This window comes from Streptomyces sp. NPDC107559 (genome assembly GCF_055657365.1).
Genome location: NZ_JBVKBD010000005.1, coordinates 348,446 through 368,039 on the forward strand (window position 1 = coordinate 348,446; position 19,594 = coordinate 368,039).

At 73.3% G+C, this 19,594-nt stretch carries 13 protein-coding genes; 8 read left to right on the plus strand and 5 right to left on the minus strand.

Annotation, left to right across the window (positions count from 1 at the left end; translation table 11 throughout):
• Nucleotides 1-116: 116 nt before the first annotated feature.
• Entirely contained in the window at nt 117-2,600 is a 2,484-nt protein-coding gene (gene pcrA / locus ACZ7OY_RS18700; RefSeq protein WP_471912344.1) for a DNA helicase PcrA, read from the plus strand.
• Between the two features lie 68 nt (nt 2,601-2,668).
• Here the strand turns inward: pcrA and ACZ7OY_RS18705 are convergent, their stop codons facing one another.
• Together ACZ7OY_RS18705 and ACZ7OY_RS18710 are read right to left on the minus strand one after the other, a co-directional pair.
• Nucleotides 2,669-4,192 carry a M23 family metallopeptidase gene (locus ACZ7OY_RS18705; RefSeq protein ID WP_471912449.1) on the minus strand — a complete coding sequence of 508 codons (1,524 nt, stop codon included), beginning with the start codon at nt 4,190-4,192 and terminating at the stop codon, nt 2,669-2,671.
• 345 nt (nt 4,193-4,537) lie between these two features.
• Nucleotides 4,538-5,431 carry an esterase/lipase family protein gene (locus tag ACZ7OY_RS18710; protein ID WP_471912345.1) on the minus strand — a complete coding sequence of 298 codons (894 nt, stop codon included), beginning with the start codon at nt 5,429-5,431 and terminating at the stop codon, nt 4,538-4,540.
• Between the two features lie 530 nt (nt 5,432-5,961).
• On the opposite strand from ACZ7OY_RS18710, the gene ACZ7OY_RS18715 reads away from it, so the two are divergent.
• Nucleotides 5,962-6,378 (plus strand): cobalamin B12-binding domain-containing protein, encoded by a 417-nt coding sequence (locus tag ACZ7OY_RS18715; protein ID WP_384734515.1) that lies wholly within the window; start codon nt 5,962-5,964, stop codon nt 6,376-6,378.
• Between the two features lie 136 nt (nt 6,379-6,514).
• On the opposite strand, the gene ACZ7OY_RS18720 is transcribed toward ACZ7OY_RS18715, so the two are convergent.
• Nucleotides 6,515-8,302 carry a DUF5691 domain-containing protein gene (locus ACZ7OY_RS18720; RefSeq protein ID WP_471912346.1) on the minus strand — a complete coding sequence of 596 codons (1,788 nt, stop codon included), beginning with the start codon at nt 8,300-8,302 and terminating at the stop codon, nt 6,515-6,517.
• Between the two features lie 81 nt (nt 8,303-8,383).
• Nucleotides 8,384-9,739 carry an SWIM zinc finger family protein gene (locus tag ACZ7OY_RS18725; RefSeq protein ID WP_471912347.1) on the minus strand — a complete coding sequence of 452 codons (1,356 nt, stop codon included), beginning with the start codon at nt 9,737-9,739 and terminating at the stop codon, nt 8,384-8,386.
• 156 nt (nt 9,740-9,895) lie between these two features.
• Here ACZ7OY_RS18725 and ACZ7OY_RS18730 point away from each other — a divergent pair, with 156 nt between their 5' ends.
• The 6 genes from ACZ7OY_RS18730 to sucD all read left to right on the plus strand — a co-directional run bounded on the left by ACZ7OY_RS18730 (nt 9,896) and on the right by sucD (nt 18,215).
• On the plus strand, nt 9,896-11,026 hold the full coding sequence (locus tag ACZ7OY_RS18730) for an ATP-binding protein (protein ID WP_471912348.1): 1,131 nt from the start codon (nt 9,896-9,898) through the stop codon (nt 11,024-11,026).
• Between the two features lie 103 nt (nt 11,027-11,129).
• The gene (locus ACZ7OY_RS18735) at nt 11,130-13,574 is read left to right on the plus strand and encodes a DUF5682 family protein (RefSeq protein WP_471912349.1); all 2,445 of its coding nucleotides are present in this window, start codon (nt 11,130-11,132) and stop codon (nt 13,572-13,574) included.
• Nucleotides 13,571-14,758, plus strand: a complete 1,188-nt coding sequence (locus ACZ7OY_RS18740) for a VWA domain-containing protein (protein WP_471912350.1) — start codon at nt 13,571-13,573, stop codon at nt 14,756-14,758. Before ACZ7OY_RS18735 ends, ACZ7OY_RS18740 begins: the two co-directional genes overlap by 4 nt.
• Before the next feature lie 215 nt (nt 14,759-14,973).
• The gene (locus tag ACZ7OY_RS18745; RefSeq protein ID WP_471912351.1) at nt 14,974-15,561 is read left to right on the plus strand and encodes a hypothetical protein; all 588 of its coding nucleotides are present in this window, start codon (nt 14,974-14,976) and stop codon (nt 15,559-15,561) included.
• 566 nt (nt 15,562-16,127) lie between these two features.
• Nucleotides 16,128-17,309 carry an ADP-forming succinate--CoA ligase subunit beta gene (gene sucC, locus ACZ7OY_RS18750; RefSeq protein WP_351618976.1) on the plus strand — a complete coding sequence of 394 codons (1,182 nt, stop codon included), beginning with the start codon at nt 16,128-16,130 and terminating at the stop codon, nt 17,307-17,309.
• A gap of 21 nt (nt 17,310-17,330) precedes the next feature.
• Nucleotides 17,331-18,215: a succinate--CoA ligase subunit alpha gene (gene sucD, locus ACZ7OY_RS18755; RefSeq protein ID WP_351618979.1), complete on the plus strand. Its 885-nt coding sequence runs from the start codon at nt 17,331-17,333 to the stop codon at nt 18,213-18,215.
• Between the two features lie 241 nt (nt 18,216-18,456).
• Here the strand turns inward: sucD and ACZ7OY_RS18760 are convergent, their stop codons facing one another.
• Complete coding sequence (locus ACZ7OY_RS18760; protein ID WP_471912352.1) at nt 18,457-19,572, minus strand: helix-turn-helix domain-containing protein; 1,116 nt, start codon at nt 19,570-19,572, stop codon at nt 18,457-18,459.
• Between the last annotated feature and the right edge of the window lie 22 nt (nt 19,573-19,594).

The following is a 19,594-nucleotide window of genomic DNA, read 5'->3' on the forward strand; positions in this document are numbered from 1 at the left end:
CCCGGCCACGGAATGTGACGTTCCCCTCCCGGCCCCTCGGTCGGGGCCGTCCGGACGCGGGGATGTTCCCGGGACGGCGGCGGGTTGTCGGTGCGGCGCCCTAGACTCGGAGAGCGATGAGCAGCCTCTTTGACGACAGCTTCCTGGCGGATCTCCAGGCCCCCCGGGCCCATGGGGAGGAGCCCCCGCCTCCGCCCGAGGACGAGCACGTGCCGGAGCCGGTCCCGGACGATCTGTTCGGCGGGAAGTTCGACGTGCCGCCGGACCGGGACGATTACTACCGCGACGGCGCCCCGCGCCCGGTGGTCGACCCGGCCGCCCTCCTGGACGGGCTGAACGACAACCAGCGCGCCGCCGTCGTCCACTCCGGCTCCCCGCTGCTCATCGTGGCCGGCGCCGGCTCCGGCAAGACCCGGGTGCTCACGCACCGCATCGCCCACCTGCTCGGCGAGCGGAACGTGCATCCGGGCCAGATCCTCGCGATCACCTTCACCAACAAGGCCGCGGGCGAGATGAAGGAGCGCGTCGAGCAGCTCGTCGGCCCGCGCGCGAACGCGATGTGGGTGATGACCTTCCACAGCGCGTGCGTGCGCATCCTGCGCCGCGAGAGCAAGCGCCTCGGCTTCACGTCGTCGTTCTCGATCTACGACGCCGCCGACTCCAAGCGTCTGATGGCCCTGGTCTGCCGTGACCTGGACCTCGACCCCAAGCGTTTCCCGCCGAAGTCCTTCAGCGCCAAGATCTCCAACCTGAAGAACGAGCTGATCGACGAGGAGGACTTCGCGGCCCAGGCCGGCGACGGCTTCGAGAAGACCCTCGCCCAGGCCTACGCGATGTACCAGTCGCGGCTGCGCGAGGCCAACGCGCTCGACTTCGACGACCTGATCATGACGACGGTCAACCTGCTGCGCGCCTTCCCGGACGTCGCCGAGCACTACCGCCGCCGCTTCCGGCATGTGCTCGTCGACGAGTACCAGGACACCAACCACGCCCAGTACGCGCTGGTCCGTGAGCTCGTCGGCACCTCGGAGCACCCCGTGGACGTGCCGCCCGGTGAGTTCGACCTCCTGCCCGCCGAACTGTGCGTCGTGGGTGACGCCGACCAGTCGATCTACGCCTTCCGCGGCGCCACCATCCGCAACATCCTCCAGTTCGAGGAGGACTACCCGGACGCGACGACGATCCTGCTGGAGCAGAACTACCGCTCCACGCAGACCATCCTCTCCGCGGCCAACGCGGTCATCGAGCGCAACGAGTCCCGCCGTCCCAAGAACCTGTGGACCAACGCGGGCGCGGGCGCGAGCATCACCGGATACGTCGCCGACACCGAGCACGACGAGGCGCAGTTCGTCGCCGACGAGATAGACCGTCTCACCGACGCGGGCCAGGCCAAGGCCGGCGATGTCGCGGTGTTCTACCGCACCAACGCCCAGTCCCGTGTCTTCGAGGAGATCTTCATCCGGGTCGGCCTGCCGTACAAGGTCGTCGGCGGCGTCCGCTTCTACGAGCGCAAGGAGGTCCGGGACGTCCTGGCCTATCTGCGTGTCCTGGCCAACCCCGAGGACTCGGTCCCGCTGCGCCGCATCCTCAACGTGCCCAAGCGCGGTATCGGCGAGCGCGCCGAGGCGATGATCGACGCCCTCTCCCAGCGCGAGAGGATCAGCTTCCCGCAGGCGCTGCGGCGCGTCGACGAGGCGTACGGCATGGCCGCGCGCTCCACCAACGCCGTCCAGCGCTTCAACGTGCTGATGGACGACCTGCGCACGATCGTCGAGTCGGGCGCCGGTCCGGCGACGGTCCTGGAGGCCGTCCTCGAACGGACCGGATACCTCGCCGAGTTGCAGGCCTCCACCGACCCGCAGGACGAGACCCGCATCGAGAACCTCCAGGAACTCGCCGCCGTGGCCCTGGAGTTCGAGCAGGAGACCGGCGAGGGCGAGGCGACGGGCGGGCTCTCCGACTTCCTGGAGCGGGTCGCGCTGGTCGCCGACTCCGACCAGATCCCCGACGAGGAGGACGGCGACGGCGTCATCACGCTGATGACCCTGCACACCGCCAAGGGACTGGAGTTCCCGGTCGTCTTCCTGACCGGCATGGAGGACGGCGTCTTCCCGCACATGCGTGCCCTCGGCCAGGCCAAGGAGCTGGAGGAGGAGCGCCGCCTGGCGTACGTCGGCATCACCCGCGCGCGTGAGCGGCTCTACCTCACCCGGTCGGCGATGCGCAGCGCCTGGGGACAGCCCTCGTACAACCCGCCCTCCCGCTTCCTGGAGGAGATCCCGCCGGCCCACCTGGAGTGGAAGCGGACGGGCGCGACGGCACCGGTGTCGTCGGGGCCGGTCTCGGGGGTGGCGGCCTCGCTGTCGTCCTCGCGCTCGCGTTCGTCGGCGTCCGGCGCGTCCGGCTTCGCCACACGCCGCACCTCGGAGAAGCCGGTGGTGTCCCTGTCCGTCGGCGACCGGGTCACGCACGACCAGTTCGGGCTGGGCACGGTCGTCGGCGTGAAGGGCACGGGCGCGAACGCGGAGGCGACGATCGACTTCGGCGACACCAAGCCGAAGCGGCTGCTGCTGCGGTACGCGCCGGTGGAGAAGCTCTAGGGGTCGTGGAAAGAGCCCTCGGGATCTCCGGGGGCTCGATCGACACTGATTCGGGCGGTGGTGCGCGGTTACGTCGGGTCGAGACCGTGGCTGCGCAGCCAGGGGAGCGGGTCGATGGCCGAGCCACCGCCGGGCCGCACCTCGAAGTGCAGGTGGGGGCCGGTCGAGTTGCCCGAGTTCCCGGAGTACGCGATCGGGTCGCCGGCCTTCACCGTCGTACCGGAGGCGACACGGTAGGTGGAGAGGTGGCAGTACCAGGTCTCCGTGCCGTCCATCGCCGTCACGATCATCATGTTGCCGTACGCGCTGTTCCACTGCGTGCGGACGGTGCCGTCGGTCGCGGCCATCACCGTCGTGCCGTAGGAGACGGGGAAGTCGATGCCGGTGTGCACCGACATCCAGTTCACGCCGGCCTGGCCGAAGTAGGCGCTCAGGCCCTTGCGCTCGACCGGGATGGCGTACTTCGGGCGCAGCCGCTCCTTGCGGGCCGCCTCCGCCGCCGCCTTCTTCTTCTCGGACTCCTGCTGGGTCCTGAGGTCGATGCGTTCCTGCGTACGGCTGGCCCGGTCGGCGAAGTCGTCGGCGCCGGCGGAGAGGCTGCGCAGCTGGCTGTCCAGCTTGTTGTTGGCGGCGGACGGTTTCACCGCCTTCGCGTCCGAGGCGGATGCGGTCGTGTCCCTGCCGTCGTCGTTCAGGTTGCCCACCACCGAGGCGGCGGCGACCCCGGCGACGCCCATCACGCACACCGAGGGCACCGCCACGGTCAGCAGCGCGGAGCGCCTGGCGGGCATACGGCGGCGGGAGCGGGAGGCCGTGCGCGGTGCCGGGAGCGGGGCGAGCTCCTCCTGGTCGTCGAGGAGCGGCGCCACGGCGGGGAGCTCACCGGTGGCGGTCGGATCCTCGTCCTCTTCCGGAGCCGGCTCCTCGGCGGAGGGCTCTTCGGAGGGTTCTTCGGAGTGCTCGTCGGACAGGTCCGGCGCGTTGCCGTCGGCGTTCCACTGCGTGGCGTCGTAGGCGCCGGTGTCGAAGGCCTGCGTGCCCCATTCCCACTGCTGGGTCGGGTCGGCCGGGGCGCCGTCGGTCTGGAGCCAGGTGTGCGCGTCCCACTGCCCGGAGGTGTCGGAGCCCGCCGTCTGCGGCGGGACGGCGGACAGCTGCTGGTGGCCGGCGGCCCAGGCCGTCGTCTCGTACGCCCCCGTGTCGTAGCCGCTCTGCTGGGCCGCGTACGGGTCGTAGCCCGACCACTGGGTCGCGTCGTAGGAACCGGAGTCGTGAGCGGTGTGGTGGCCGGTGTGGTGGTGACCGGTGTGGTGACCGCCGTCGTACGCGCCGGTGTCGTAGGCGGCGCCGTCCTGGTACGAGCCGTAGGCGCCCGCGTCGGTGGCGTTGCCCTGGAGGCCGCCGTCGCCGTAGAAGGGGCCGGTCGTGAAGGTCCCGGAGGCGTGCGCTCCGTTGTCGGGGCCGGTCATGCCGAAACCGCTCGCGTCGTAGCCGACGCCGTACGTGGTGAAGCCGCCGTACTGGGCCTCCTGGGTGCCGTACGGCGCATAGTGCGCCGAGGCGGGCTCGGAAGCCGGAGCCGGGGTGGTCATGGTCCCCGACGGGTGACGGTCGTTCACCAACTTCTCTTTCGCCTCGACAACAGGGGCTGCCAGAGCAGTGCGGCGACTGTACCCGTCGGTATGAGCGCACGACAATCTTCGGCAGGTTTCGTGCTTGCGGGAAACGGGCAATCGGCCGTGTTTCGGGGGACTGCGGGCACGACTTTGGCCTGGCGTTCGAAGATTGTTCGAATGTAAAGGGCTCTTGGGGTCGCGGGAGGCGGTCCCGGCGAACGGCCTCCCAGGGGAAATGTCCCCTATGCCTGTTGTCTCTGATTGTCTCTGTCGAGTGTCTCCGTCGAGCTGGCTGTCGTCCCTGTCGTCCCTGTCGAGCCGTCAGGCCACCGTCGCGTCGCCCGGGCCCCCGGTGGTGCCGGCGACGCGACCCGCGGCGGACTGCCGTGCGGTGTCGAGCGCCTGCCGTATCCCGGTCGCGACGGCCGGGTGCACCGGCAGTGCGAGGTGTCCGATCCCGCTCACCCGCACGTTCTGCGCCAGCAGGTCAGGGTGGTCGATGCAGGCCGTCTCCAGCGGGTCCATCACATGGTCGAGGTCGCTCCAGAAGCTGACGAACCGGGTACGGCAGCCGGGCGCGGGCAGCGAGAGCTCCTCGATGACCTCCGAGCCCGGGCGCATCTGGCGCGCGATGGGATGCGCGTTCGCCAGCCGCGCGACCCGGGTGCCGGAGTGCGGGGTGCCGAGCGTGACCAGGATGCGCACGCGCAGGTCGCCGCCGAGCCGCTGGGCGTAGTACCGCGCGATCAGACCGCCGAGGCTGTGCCCGACGATGTCGACCTGCGTGCTGCCGGTGCGCTCGCAGATCTCCTCGATGTGGCGGCCGAGCAGTTCCGCGGCGGTGCGGATGTCGCAGGTGAGCGGCGAGTAGTTCAGGGAGGCCACCTGGTGCCGGCCGTGCTGCGCGAGACTGCGCCGCAGCAGGACGAACACGGAGCGGTTGTCGATGAAGCCGTGCAGCAGGACGACGGGCGGCTCGGGCCGGGCCGGCAACTGCGGGGTGCCGGGGGTCCCGGGGCCGTCCAGGGCGGCCGACGCGCCACGCTCCTGGATGATCCCGGACGGGTAGAGCAGCAGATGTCCGGCGAGGATCGCGATCTCCAGGGCGGTGGCCTTCAGGAGGGTGAGGGAGAGTCCCGCCAGCCTGACCGGCAGAACCGGCAGCATCCGCTGGCAGAGAGGCAGAAAGGGCGGCAGCGCCCGGGTGACCTTCATGGCCGACCTCCTGTCGGCACGCGGAGGACGGCTCTGTTCCCCGTGTGCTCTCGTGGAAGTCGCGACGGAGCGTGTCGGTGGGGTGCGCCGGGTGCGCGATGGTCTCCTGCTGCTCTCTGTTCCCTCCGCCTTCCGCGCTCCTGGTACTCCGAGCGCTCTGCGGCTCCGATCGGATGCTGTGCCCCGGACGGGTGCTCCGGGTGGGTCGTGCGGTCGGTGTGCCCGGCGTTTCCTGTGTCGACCCGCCGCACCGCACCGGCGCTCGGCCGGTGGTGCGGCGACCTCGTTGCGGCTCCCGTGCGCTGGTTCCCTCCTCGCCCCTCGGCCCCACGGGAGTGTGGCTCGGGAGGCCGCGGAGACTCGGAACTATGCGCGGCTAACGTGTCCCATCGTGTGATTTCCCCCCTGGCCACCTTCGCGAAACTGCCGGTTGCGGGATGCTGGCGATAACGTTCGTTCACCTCCCGGGCGGCGCGATGTGTGCGGTACTCGTCGGTAGGGATGGATGCAGTCGCTTCATGGAGGCAGTGATGGGTGTGGCAGCCGGTCCGATCCGCGTCGTGGTGGCCAAACCGGGGCTCGACGGTCATGACCGTGGGGCCAAGGTGATCGCGCGAGCCCTGCGCGACGCCGGTATGGAGGTCATCTACACCGGGCTCCACCAGACCCCCGGGCAGATCGTCGACACGGCGATCCAGGAGGACGCGGACGCCATCGGGCTGTCCATCCTCTCCGGGGCGCACAACACGCTCTTCGGGGCGGTGATCGACCTGCTCAAGGAGCGGGACGCGGCGGACATCCTGGTCTTCGGCGGCGGGATCATCCCCGAGGCGGACATCCTGCCGCTGAAGGAGAAGGGCGTCGCGGAGATCTTCACACCCGGCGCGACGACGGCGTCGATCGTGGACTGGGTCCGCGCCAACGTACGCCAGCCCGCCGGAGCGTAGCGACACACCCGGACGGCCGCCCCGCCGCGGACGGGCGTGCCGCTGTGGACGCCTGCGTCGCTGTGGGCGCGTCGCTACGGGCGCGGTGCTAAGGGCGCGTCCACAGCGCCTCGGCACGGGGTGGGGCGGGGGCGTCCTAGGCGGTGCGGTCCGAGTCGGGGGTGTTCGGGGTGGCGTGGTCCGGGGCGGGGTCGTTCGAGGCGTTGGGGCCGGGGGCGTCGGGGGCGAGGTTGTCCGGGGTGGCGCGGTCCGGGGCCGGGTCGTCCGGGGCTGAGTCGTGTGCCGTCGGGGGGTGCCCGGTGGTCATCACGCCCAGTTCCCTGATCATGACCGCGCGCAGGCGCAAGGTGGTGACCAGGCGCTGGAACGCCTCCGCCCAGTAACCCCCGGCCCCTGGCGACGCGTCCTCCGGCTCGTCCGGCACCGCCAGCAGCCCGTCCAGCCGGCCCGCCTCCGCCGGGTCGAGACAGCGCTCGGCCAGCCCCATCACCCCGCTGAAGCTCCAGGGATAGCTTCCGGCGTCCCGTGCGATGTTGAGCGCGTCCACCACCGCCCGGCCGAGCGGTTCGGCCCAGGGCACCGCGCACACCCCGAGCAGCTGGAACGCCTCGGACAGGCCGTGCGCGGCGACGAACCCGGCGACCCACGCCGCCCGCTCGCCCGCGGGCAGCGTCCCGAGCAGTCTCGCCCGCTCCGCGAGGGACACCGCCCCCGGTCCGCCCGCCTCGGGGGCCGAGGGGGTGCCGAGCAGCGCCCGCGCCCACCCGGCGTCCCCCTGCCGCGCCGCCGCCCGGCACCAGGCCGCGTGCAGCTCGCCCTGCCAGTCGTCCGCCACGGGCAGCGCCACGATCTCCCCGGGCGTGCGCGCGCCGAGCCGGGCCGGCCAGGTGGCGAGCGGTGCCGCCTCCACCAGCTGGCCGAACCACCAGGACCTTTCCCCACGGCCCGCCGGCGCCTTGGCCACCACCCCGTCGCGTTCCATGTCCGCGTCGCACGCGTGCGGTGCCTCCACGGTCAGCGTCGGCGCGGTCCGCATGTGATCGACGGCCACACACGCCCCGGCCCGCACCGCCATCCGGGCGGCGAGTGCGGAGTGCGGCAGTGCCGACAGCAGCTCCGCCGCCGTCGCCCGCACATTGCGGCTGCGGTCCGCCAGCGCCCGCTCCAGGAAGTCCTCGTCCCCCGGGCCGAGGCCCGTGCGCAGCGAGTCGAGGAACATCAGCCGGTCCTCCGCGCGCTCCGCCGCCCAGGTCGAGTCGAGCAGCTCGCGAGCCGCCCCGGGCTCATGCGCCCTGATCGCCGACAGCAGGGCGACCCGCTCGGCGAACAGACCCTCCTGCCACAGCTGCCGTACCCGGTCGGCCTCCCCCGGACCGGGCAGCGCCGCCCCCGCACCCGGCGTCGCCCGCAGGGCGAACCTCCAGTCCGGGTTCAGCCGCGCCAGCCACACGGCACGCGGACCCACGAACCTCAGCACCGCCGGGCGCAGATCCGTACGGCCGCGGGCCGCGTCCAGCAGCGCGGGCATGGACTGGGGCGGTGCGGCGAAGCCATGGGAGTTCGCCACCTGGAGCCACTGGGGCAGCAGCTCCAACAGGTCCGGCGCCGTACCCCTGCGGCCTCCGCCGCCCGCACCGGGACGGTCGGCCAGCAGCATCGTCAGCCGTCGCGCCGCCGCCAGGGGCAGCGCCGGACGCGGGTCGGCGGGCGCGGGCTGCGGCCGCCCGGCCGCGCGGGCCGGCCGCAGCCCGGCCCGTCTGCGTACGGTCTGGACGGCCGCCGCGTCCAGCAGCGCCGCCGGGGCCGCCCGGCCCGGCACCGAGACGGCGGGTGTACGCCGGTCGGTGCCGAGCAGCGCCGTGGTGACCAGGTCCTCCCAGGAGCCCGGTGCGGGCGTGTCCACCGGCGGGGACGTCCTGTTCATCGGATTCCTTTCCGCTTCATCGGGTTCCTCTCCGCGGACGGGGGCCGTGCGGCAGATCAGGGCTGGGCGACGACCGGCGGGTCAGCACAGGGACACCGCCTCGCCCGCGCCCTCGGGCCAGGCCGTCAGCGGGGTGAACCCCCGGTGGCCGCACTCGCCGAAGACCTTGACGGGGCCGCCGCCCGAGAGGGCGACCAGCCGCCACAGGCCGGGCCGGGAGCGGGCGGCGGGCGTCAGCGGCAGGGCCGTGTCCCCCTCGGCGTCCGCGAGCTGCCAGGAGTCGCCGTCCGGGACGGGTATCACCCGCTCCAGCGTCACCGGGACCGAGTCCAGCCAGGGATCGTCCCGCAGCGCCAGGCCGTAGCGGACGGTCGCGTCGGCCGCCGACCCGCCGGCCGGCCGCAGCCGGGTCGGCACGGGGGCCGCGAACTGCTCGCCCAGCGCCACCCGCGGCTGCCCGGTGCCCGGGTAGGCGGACACCTCGGCCTCCAGGGACAGCCCCACCGGCAGCGCGAGTTCCGGGGACCGGCCGGCGGCTCCGTAGGAGAGGAGCAGTGCCGTGCGCCGGGTCGTGGCACCGTGCAGCCAGATCCGGCGGGTCGTCAGCTTCGTGTCCCCCGTGTCGTACTGGGCGAGGACCAGCCAGTGGTCGCGCAGCGGCGGGCCGTCCGCCGCGCCGGGCAGACCGACGCGGGTACGGACCGCCGCCGCCAGGCCGTCCGGCAGCAGCTCGCGGCGCAGCCAGCCCCGGGCCAGCAGGTGGAGCAGCGCGCACTCCTCGAGCAGCCGCACGGGCCAGCCGGAACCGGACGCCGGTATCGCCCCCAGTTCCCGCACCCGGGAGGCCAGTCCGGGCGCCTGGGCGTCGACCATGCGGGCCGCCGTCTCCTCCCACAGCCCGTACCCCGCCTGCTCCGCCGCTGCCAGACCGCCGCGCAGCAGGTCCGTCAACCGCTCCTCGAGCTCCGTCGCCCCCGCCGTCACCGAGGCGGCCCGGCGCTCCGCCCTGCGCCGCGCCGCCTCGGGATCGGCGCTACCCGGCGCGGAACCCCCGGCGCCCTCCGTCCGTTGTGCCTGCGCCCGGTTCCTTCTCCCCTCCAGCCACTGCCCGGCCCACGCCGGTGGCTCTCCGGGCGGCACCGCGCCGTCCCCGCCCGCCCAGAGCAGCAGCAGCCCGAGCGCGTGCTTGCAGGGGAACTTCCGGCTCGGACAACTGCACCGGTACGCCGGACCGGACGCGTCCGCGACATCGACCACCGTCCGGTACGGATCGCTGCCGCTCCCCTTGCACAGACCCCACACCGCCCCCTCGCCGGAACTGCCCGCCTCGGACCACGGCCCGGCCTCGCCGAGCCTGCTCCCCGCCCTGCCTGAAGCGGCGTCAGGTGCCAGTGCCAGCACCTGGTCCGCCGTCCAGCGCACCCCCTGCTGCGTCATGACATCGAAGGTAGGTCCCCCCACTGACAATCGGCCCCGGGGCCGGGACCTGACTCCTGCGGATCCGACGTCCGAGCAGGTCGGAGCGGATTGTCAGTGGCGTGGTGCACGGTGGACACCAGATCCGAACCGGCCGAGCTGGAGGGGACCTCAGCCATGACTGTGTCCGTGGAACCGACGGTGGTCGATCCGCCCGCGCAAGGTGCGGGGGAGGCGTTGCGACCGCACGCCGAGGACGCCTTCGCCGTCGAACTGGCCGCCCTGGCCGCGCAGGACGACCGTCCGCGCCCGGCCCGCTGGAAACTGTCGCCCTGGGCGGTGGCGACCTACCTGCTCGGTGGCACCCTGCCCGACGGCACCGTCGTCACACCCAAGTACGTCGGCCCGCGCCGCCTCGTCGAGGTCGCCGTCACCACACTCGCCACCGACCGCGCCCTGCTCCTGCTCGGTGTGCCCGGCACCGCGAAGACCTGGGTCTCCGAGCATCTGGCCGCGGCGGTCAGCGGTGACTCCACCCTGCTGGTGCAGGGCACGGCGGGCACTCCGGAGGAGGCGATCCGCTACGGCTGGAACTACGCGCAGCTGCTCGCCCACGGCCCGAGCCGCGACGCCCTCGTGCCCAGCCCCGTCATGCGGGGCATGGCGCAGGGGCTGACCGTGCGCGTCGAGGAGCTGACCCGCATCCCGGCCGATGTGCAGGACACGCTCATCACCATCCTGTCGGAGAAGACGCTGCCCGTACCGGAGCTGGGACAGGAGGTGCAGGCGGTCCGCGGGTTCAATCTGATCGCCACGGCGAACGACCGCGACCGCGGCGTCAACGATCTGTCCAGCGCCCTGCGCCGGCGTTTCAACACGGTCGTGCTGCCGCTGCCGGAGAGCGTCGATGCGGAGGTCGGCATCGTCGCCCGCCGCGTCGACCAGATCGGCCGCTCCCTCGACCTGCCGGCCGCGCCCGACGGCATCGACGAGATCCGCCGCGTGGTGACCGTCTTCCGCGAACTGCGCGACGGGATCACCGCCGACGGCCGTACGAAGGTGAAGTCGCCCAGCGGCACCCTGTCCACCGCGGAGGCGATCTCCGTCGTCACCAACGGCCTCGCGCTGGCCGCCCACTTCGGTGACGGCGTGCTGCGGGCGGGTGACATCGCCGCGGGCATCCTCGGCGCCGTGGTCCGCGACCCGGCCTCCGACCGGGTGGTGTGGCGGGAGTATCTGGAGGCGGTCGTGCGCGAGCGGGACGGCTGGCAGGACTTCTACCGGGCCTGCCGGGAGGTGAGCGGATGAACGCCACCGGGCGCTGCCTGCCGGACCGGCCCCCGGGGCGCCGAGCGGAGCAGCACCGGAAGCGACACCGTCGAGGGCGAGGGGGACGAGGGGGAGGAGCGGGATGACGACCGGGGGCGGGAGGGAACCGGTGCTGCTCGGCGTGCGGCATCACGGGCCGGGGTCGGCGCGGGCCGTGCGGGCCGCCCTGGACGTCGCGCGGCCGGGTGCGGTCCTGGTCGAGGGGCCGGCCGAGGCCGACGACCTGATCCCGCTGGCCGCCGACGACGACATGCGGCCGCCGGTCGCCCTGCTGGCCCATGCCGTCGACGAGCCCGGCCGTTCGGCGTTCTGGCCGCTGGCGGAGTTCTCCCCGGAGTGGGTGGCGATCCGCTGGGCCCTGGAGCACGGCGTGCCGGCCCGCTTCATCGACCTCCCGGCCGCCCACACCCTGGCCTGGGGACCGACGGGGGCCGACAGGGACGGGGACGGGCCGGACGCGGGCGACTCGGGTGACGCGGGCGACTCGGGTGACGCGGGCGGCGCAGGCGACGCGGGCGGTGGGGCGGAGGGGCGCACTCCCGGCGCCGACCTGCGGATCGACCCCCTCGGCGTGCTCGCCGGGATCGCCGGTCACGACGATCCCGAGCGCTGGTGGGAGGACGTCGTCGAGCACCGGGGCGCGGGGGAGGAGGGCGACGCGCTCGCACCGTTCACCGCACTGGAGGAGGCCATGGCGGCGCTGCGCGAGACGTACGGGGGCGGGGGGTACGACCGGGATCCCGTGCGGGAGGCGTACATGCGGATCCAGCTGCGGGCGGCGCGGCGGGAGTTCGGGGACGGTGTCGCCGTGGTGTGCGGCGCCTGGCACGTGCCCGCGCTCCGGCAGCGGACCACCGTGGCCGCCGACCGGGCCCTGCTGAAAGGGCTGCCCAAGGTCAGGGCGGAGGTGACCTGGGTGCCGTGGACCCACCGCCGGCTCTCCAGGGCCGGCGGGTACGGCGCCGGTGTCGACTCGCCGGGCTGGTACGGGCATCTGTTCGCCGCGCCGGACCGGCCGGTCGAGCGCTGGATGACCAGGGTCGCCGGACTGCTGCGCGAGGAGGACCGGCCCGTCTCCTCCGCGCACGTCATCGAGGCGGTGCGGCTCGCCGACACACTGGCGGCGATGCGCGGCCGCCCGCTGCCCGGACTGAGCGAGATGACGGACGCCGTGCGCGCGGTGATGTGCGACGGCTCGGACGTGCCGCTGGCGCTGGTGCAGGACCGGCTGGTGGTGGGGGACGTCCTGGGCGAGGTGCCGCGGACCGCCCCGGCGGTGCCGTTGCAGCGCGACCTCGACCGGTCGCAGCGCCGGCTGCGGCTCAGACCGGAGGCGTCGGCGCGGGACCTGGAGCTCGACCTGCGCAAGGAGACCGACGCGGGCCGCAGCACCCTCCTGCACCGGCTGCGGCTGCTGGGCGTCGACTGGGGCGAGCCGGCCGCCTCGCGGGGCAGCACGGGCACGTTCCGGGAGACCTGGCGGCTGCGCTGGGAGCCCGAGCTGTCCGTGCGGGTCGCCGAGGCCGGGGTGTGGGGGACCACCCTGCTCGCCGCCGCGACCGGCAAGGCCCGGGCGGACGCCGTCGGCGCACGGAGCCTCGCCGATGTCACCGCGCTGGCCGAGCACTGCCTGCTGGCCGGCCTCCCGGCGGCGCTCCCCACGGTGATGCGGGTCCTCGCCGACCGCGCGGCCCTCGACACGGACGTCGGCCATCTCGCCCAGGCGCTGCCGGCCCTGGTCCGCTCCCTGCGCTACGGCGATGTGCGCGGCACGGACACCGGGGCGCTCGCCGAGGTCGCCGTCGGCCTCGCCGAGCGGATCTTCGTCGGCCTGCCCCCGGCCTGCGCCGGACTCGACGCCGACGCGGCCGACGAGATGCGGCACCGGCTGGACGAGGTGCACGGGGCGGTGGCCCTGCTCGGTGACGTGCTCTCACCGCAGCGCGCGGACCTGCGGGGGCGCTGGCACCGGGTGCTCGGGGTGGTGTCGGGGCGGGACACCGTTCCCGGCGTGGTGCGCGGGCGGGCCGTGCGGCTGCTGCTGGACGACGGGGAGCTGGCGCAGGACGAGGCGGCCCGGCTCATGGGGCTCGCGCTGTCACCGGGGACACCGCCCGGGGAGGCGGCCGCGTGGATCGAGGGCTTCGCAGGCGGCGGGGGCGGCATGCTCCTGGTGCACGACGAGCGGCTGCTCGCTCTGGTCGACGGATGGCTCACCGCCGTACCGGCCCGGGCGTTCACGGACGTGCTGCCGCTGCTGCGGCGCACCTTCTCGACGTACGAACCGGGGGTGCGCAGAACGCTCGGGGAACTGGTGCGGCGCGGACCCCGAGCTGCGGGGCGGACGGCGGGCGGGCCGGGCTCCGGTCTCCCCGGCTTCGACCCGCGGCCGGACGCCGAGCGTGCGGACGCCGTGCTGCCGGTGGTGGTGCTGCTGCTCGGCCTCGACACCGGCCCCGCGTCCGCCGCCCACGGCGACGACGTGCCGGACAGCCCGACGGACGACCTGGTGGGGGTGGACAGATGACGACCGGACCGGCGGCAGCGACGGACCCGGATCCGGCGGACGCGGCGGGGGAGCGGCTGCGGCGCTGGCGGCTCGTGCTCGGCGGCGACGCAGCCGACGGCACCGGGTGTGCGCTGTCCGGGCAGGACTCCGCGATGGACGGGGCACTCACCGCGCTCTACGGAAAGGGGGACCGGCCGCAGTCGGGGCGGGACCGCGCGGCGGGGCTCGGGGCGTCGGCGCCGTCCGTGGCCCGCTGGCTGGGCGACATCCGGACCTACTTCCCCTCCTCCGTCGTCCAGGTCATGCAGCGCGACGCCATCGACCGGCTCGGACTGTCCGCGCTGCTGCTGGAGCCGGAGATGCTGGCGGCGGTGGAGGCCGACGTGCATCTGGTCGGCACCCTGCTCTCCCTCAACAAGGTGATGCCCGAGACCACGAAGGAGACCGCACGGGCCGTCGTGCGCAAGGTCGTCGAGGACCTGGAGAAGCGGCTCGCCGCCCGCACCCGGGCCACGCTCACCGGCGCCCTCGACCGCAGCGCCCGGGTCGCCCGGCCGCGCCACCACGACATCGACTGGAACCGCACGATCGCGGCCAACCTCAAGCACTACCTGCCGGAGTACGGGACGGTCGTGCCGGAGCGGCTCATCGGGTACGGGCGTGCCTCGCAGTCGGTGAAGAAGGAGGTCGTCCTCTGCATCGACCAGTCGGGGTCGATGGCGGCGTCCGTCGTCTACGCGGCCGTGTTCGGGGCGGTGCTGGCGTCCATGCGCTCCATCAGCACCCGGCTCGTCGTCTTCGACACGGCGGTCGTCGACCTCACCGACCAGCTCGACGACCCCGTGGACGTCCTCTTCGGGACCCAGCTCGGCGGCGGGACGGACATCAACCGGGCGCTCGCCTACTGCCAGTCCCGGATCACCCGGCCCGCGGAGACGGTGGTCGTGCTGATCAGCGACCTCTACGAAGGCGGGATACGCAACGAGATGCTCAAGCGGGTCGCGGCGATGAAGGCGTCGGGCGTGCAGTTCGTGACGCTGCTCGCGCTGTCGGACGAGGGGGCACCGGCCTACGACCGGGAGCACGCGGCCGCGTTCGCCGCACTGGGGGCCCCGGCGTTCGCCTGCACCCCCGACCTGTTCCCGGAGGTGATGGCGGCGGCGATCGAGAAACGGCCGATCCCGGTGCCGGACACCGAGTGACACGCCCCGCAAGGATCGGCCCCGCAGAACAGGCGGTGAAGGGACGGCCACGGCGGGACGGCCGGGGCATGAAGGTCACGGAGGGAGGGAAGCGGAAAACGGACATGCCTACTCATCGGTAACAGGGGGCTTGCGCGACGCGGGGAGGCGCGTGCGAGGATCGACGCCGCCTCCCGCGTGTCACCCGTTCCGTCGTATCCGAGGATCCCCCCGTCTTGATCTGGCCGGCCGTCCTGTCCGGAGCCGCTCTGCGCGTGGTGCGCACGGCGGCCGGGCGGCGTGCGCTGCAAGGCGTGCTGCTGGCGGGCGGGTTGTTCGCGCTGGGATTCCTCTGCGGGGAGCGTGCGCACGCGGCGCAAGGCACACCTCCCCGAGCCACCGCCTCGGCCCCGCCCGGAGCCGCCGCCTCAGCCTCGCCCCGAGCCGCCGCCCCAGCTCCGCCCCGCGCATCGGCCGCCGCCTTCGCCCCGGCGTCGACCTCCGCTCCTTCCTCCGCCCTGGCCTTCGCCCCTTCCTCCGCTCCGGCCTCCGCCCCGGTTCACGCCCCGGCCGCCGCCGTCCCCGCGGTCGCGGTGGGCGGGGTCCGGGTGCCGGGCGCGTCGTACGAGCCGCGGTCCGGTGATTCCGACCGTGTTCAGGCCGGCCGGCCGGACCTCGACGACGCAACGCCGCGCTGCGGCGACACGCGGGCCGTCCCCCTGGACCGCCGGCTTGCGCTGCGGTTCGTGACCGGCCCCACGGCGGCCGCGGACGCCACCGGGACCGGGGACAGGCACCGGGACATCCCCGTATCCCCCGCCTAGCGGGACGGGGCCTTGCCGCGCCGTCGGTTGCGGGGCGCGCGGGATCGTGCACCGGACGTTCCGTGCACACAGAGCGTGCACGCCCCGCGGGACATGCGACCCGTTGCCCGCGGCGACACCCGCGGCGACACTCGCCGCGGCGTGGCCGACAAGCGACTCCGCGGAACCGAAGGACCCGGACGGCCGAAAGCCGTCGGTCGGTCCGGGGCGGTTCCTGCGGAGGAGGGCGGAAAGATCCCCATTGGGGTGAGGATCGGCCGTCCTGGCCCCTTCCGGGGTCCGTTCCAGGGGCCTCACCGGGTCAACCCCAGCCCGGTGAGGCCCCACCTTCGCGGCACGGCGTGCCAAAGAGTGCCGCATACGCGGCATCATGTGACAGGTATCACCGCTGCGGTGTGACCCTCGATTTAGAGACCCTCCGCAACCGGCGATAACCTGCGAGACGGACATGCCGCGCGCTCGGACACCGTGTGCGCACCCCCTGTGACACAGCGGTCGTCACGTTGCCCTCGCGGCACGCCCACGCATCCAACGAACCGCGAGATCACTGATAGGGACGGAAGCGCGTGGACCTGTTCGAGTACCAGGCGAGGGACCTCTTCGCCAAGCACGATGTACCGGTGCTGGCCGGTGAAGTCATCGACACGCCTGAGGCCGCCCGCGCAGCCACCGAGCGTCTCGGTGGCAAGTCCGTCGTCAAGGCGCAGGTGAAGGTCGGTGGCCGCGGCAAGGCCGGCGGCGTGAAGCTGGCCGCGACCCCGGACGAGGCCGTCGCCCGTGCGACGGACATCCTCGGCATGGACATCAAGGGCCACACGGTCCACAAGGTGATGATCGCCGAGACGGCCCCGGAGATCCTGGAGGAGTACTACGTCTCCTTCCTCCTGGACCGCGCCAACCGCACCTTCCTCTCCATCGCCTCCGTCGAGGGCGGCATGGAGATCGAGGAGGTGGCCGCCACCCGTCCGGAGGCTGTCGCCAAGACCCCGATCGACGCCAACGAGGGTGTGACCCCGGAGAAGGCGCGCGAGATCGTCGAGGCCGCGAACTTCCCGGCCGAGGTCGCCGACAAGGTCGCGAACGTCCTGGTCACCCTGTGGAAGACCTTCATCGCCGAGGACGCGCTCCTCGTCGAGGTCAACCCGCTGGCCAAGGTCGCCTCCGGCGACGTCATCGCCCTGGACGGCAAGGTCTCCCTGGACGAGAACGCCGAGTTCCGCCAGCCGGAGCACGAGGCCCTCCAGGACAAGGAGTCCGCCAACCCGCTCGAGGCCGCCGCCAAGGCGAAGAACCTCAACTACGTCAAGCTCGACGGCGAGGTCGGCATCATCGGCAACGGCGCGGGTCTCGTCATGAGCACCCTGGACGTCGTCGCGTACGCCGGTGAGAACCACGGTGGCGTCAAGCCCGCCAACTTCCTCGACATCGGCGGCGGCGCGTCCGCGGCCGTGATGGCGAACGGCCTGGAGATCATCCTGGGCGACCCGGACGTCAAGTCCGTGTTCGTCAACGTCTTCGGCGGCATCACCGCCTGCGACGAGGTCGCCAACGGCATCGTCCAGGCGCTGAAGCTCCTCGAGGACCGTGGCGAGGACGTCACCAAGCCGCTCGTCGTCCGTCTGGACGGCAACAACGCCGAGCTGGGTCGCCAGATCCTCTCCGACGCCAACCACCCGCTGGTCCAGCGCGTGGACACCATGGACGGCGCGGCCGACAAGGCCGCCGAGCTCGCGGCTGCTGCGAAGTAAGGGACGAGGGACTAAACAGCCATGGCTATCTTCCTCAACAAGGACAGCAAGGTCATCGTCCAGGGCATGACCGGTGCCACGGGCATGAAGCACACCAAGCTCATGCTGGCCGACGGCACGAACATCGTCGGTGGCGTGAACCCCCGCAAGGCCGGCACCTCCGTCGACTTCGACGGCACCGAGATCCCGGTCTTCGGCACGGTCGCCGAGGCGATGGAGAAGACGGGCGCCAACGTGTCCGTACTCTTCGTACCGCCGGCGTTCGCCAAGGCCGCCGTGGTCGAGGCGATCGACGCGGAGATCCCCCTCGCGGTCGTCATCACCGAGGGCATCGCCGTCCACGACTCGGCCGCGTTCTACGCGTACGCCGTGTCGCAGGGCAACAAGACCCGCATCATCGGCCCCAACTGCCCGGGTCTCATCACCCCCGGCCAGTCGAACGCCGGCATCATCCCGGGCGACATCACCAAGCCGGGCCGCATCGGCCTGGTGTCGAAGTCCGGCACGCTGACGTACCAGATGATGTACGAGCTCCGTGACATCGGCTTCTCGTCGGCCGTCGGCATCGGTGGCGACCCGGTCATCGGCACCACGCACATCGACGCGCTCGCCGCGTTCGAGGCCGACCCCGACACCGACCTGATCGTCATGATCGGTGAGATCGGCGGCGACGCCGAGGAGCGGGCCGCGGCCTTCATCAAGGAGAACGTGACCAAGCCGGTCGTCGGCTACGTCGCGGGCTTCACCGCGCCCGAGGGCAAGACCATGGGCCACGCCGGCGCCATCGTCTCCGGCTCCTCCGGCACCGCGCAGGCGAAGAAGGAGGCCCTCGAGGCCGCCGGCGTCAAGGTCGGCAAGACGCCGACCGAGACGGCGAAGCTGGCGCGCGAGATCCTCGCGGGCTGACCGGACACCGCACCACCGGCCGGCGGACGCCCCGCGCGTCGCGGCCGCGGCAGGGCCCGCACCCTCACGGGGTGCGGGCCCTGCCGCATGTCGCCCGCCGCCTCACGCCCGGGCGCACCGGGCGTGTCACCCCGCTGCGCGCCGGGTGGCGGCGGGCACCCTCACGGGTCGCCCATTTACGCCGGGTGGCGGCGGGCACCCTCGCCGGTCGCCCTTCTATGCCGGGTGGCGGCGGGCACCTTCACCGGGTCTCCGGCACCAGCCGCTCCGGCCCGCTTTGCGTCTGCGAGCGCAGCATGTCCCGCAGGATCTCCTGCTGGTACGACAGCGGGCCCGGCGCCGCCTTCGGCGGGACTCCCCGCACCGTCTCCCCGGCGGGCACCGGCGGCTCGTAGCGCGTCGGCGCGGTGCGCAGGGTCAGCGTGGTGGCGCCGATGATGGCGACCGTGAACGCGATCGCGGCCCGGGTCCAGAAGCGCGCCCTGCGTTCCCCGTCCGCCCGTACCGTCGCCGGCTTGGCCGCCGCCGACAGACGTTCGGCGGCGGCCAGTTCGATCAGCCGCCGGTGCAGGCCGGACGGGTCCGCGAGCTCCGGCACCCGCGCCGCGACCGCCTCGCGCGCGTGCAGCAGCCGCTTCGCGGTCGCCCGTCTGCTCGCCTCCGTCTCCGCCGCCGTCTCCGGCAGACCGAGACCGACCCCGTCGTGCAGCAGAAGAGTGCGGCGGTACGACGGCGGGAGCCCCAGGAGTACGTCCATCAGCACGCGGTCGGCCGCGTCGGCGGGCGGGGCTTCGACGCGCCGGTGACCGGGGCGGAACCGGTGCCAGGGGGAGAGCGCGTACTCGTACGTCGACGCCCGCACCCAGCCGGCCGGGTCACAGTCCTGGGCCACCTCGGGCCAGTGCTGCCAGGCGCTCTGGAAGGCGCGCTCGACGGACTCGCGGGCGAGCGCACGGCGGCCGGTGAGCAGATACGCCTGCCGGACGAGGGCGGGGGCGCAGAACGAGTACAGCGCGTCGAAGGCCTGATCCGGTGTCAGGGTCGCGGTCTCCAGGCCGTCCCGTGCCGGTCCGGCGTCCGGTGGCGTCTGCCGCTCCAGCGGCGCGGTCGTCTCGGTCCCGTCCGTCCCCCGGTCGGCCGTCCCGCCGGGGCCGGGCTCCGCGAACGCGGCCAGCAGCCTGGCGTATTCCTCCAGCTTCCGGCCGCGCGGAGCGGCGCGGCCGGCTTCCCACGCACGCACCGTCCGCAGAGGGACGCCGATCCGCGCAGCGACCTGATCCTGCGTCAACGCACCCTTCTCGCGCAGGCGTCGGCGTTCGCCCGGAGAGGGGAGCGGGGGTGCAGGGCTCTGTGTCACAGGACGCCCTTCCGTACGAAAA

Excerpts from the sequence above, each read along its gene's own strand:
- pcrA (WP_471912344.1), top strand. The coding sequence starts at position 117 with ATGAGCAGCCTCTTTGACGACAGCTTCCTGGCGGATCTCCAGGCCCCC.
- ACZ7OY_RS18730 (WP_471912348.1), top strand. The coding sequence starts at position 9,896 with ATGACTGTGTCCGTGGAACCGACGGTGGTCGATCCGCCCGCGCAAGGT.
- ACZ7OY_RS18740 (WP_471912350.1), top strand. The coding sequence starts at position 13,571 with ATGACGACCGGACCGGCGGCAGCGACGGACCCGGATCCGGCGGACGCG.
- ACZ7OY_RS18710 (WP_471912345.1), bottom strand. The coding sequence starts at position 5,431 with ATGAAGGTCACCCGGGCGCTGCCGCCCTTTCTGCCTCTCTGCCAGCGG.
- ACZ7OY_RS18725 (WP_471912347.1), bottom strand. The coding sequence starts at position 9,739 with ATGACGCAGCAGGGGGTGCGCTGGACGGCGGACCAGGTGCTGGCACTG.
- ACZ7OY_RS18735 (WP_471912349.1), top strand. The coding sequence starts at position 11,130 with ATGACGACCGGGGGCGGGAGGGAACCGGTGCTGCTCGGCGTGCGGCAT.
- ACZ7OY_RS18720 (WP_471912346.1), bottom strand. The coding sequence starts at position 8,302 with ATGAACAGGACGTCCCCGCCGGTGGACACGCCCGCACCGGGCTCCTGG.
- ACZ7OY_RS18705 (WP_471912449.1), bottom strand. The coding sequence starts at position 4,192 with ATGACCACCCCGGCTCCGGCTTCCGAGCCCGCCTCGGCGCACTATGCG.
- ACZ7OY_RS18715 (WP_384734515.1), top strand. The coding sequence starts at position 5,962 with ATGGGTGTGGCAGCCGGTCCGATCCGCGTCGTGGTGGCCAAACCGGGG.
- sucD (WP_351618979.1), top strand. The coding sequence starts at position 17,331 with ATGGCTATCTTCCTCAACAAGGACAGCAAGGTCATCGTCCAGGGCATG.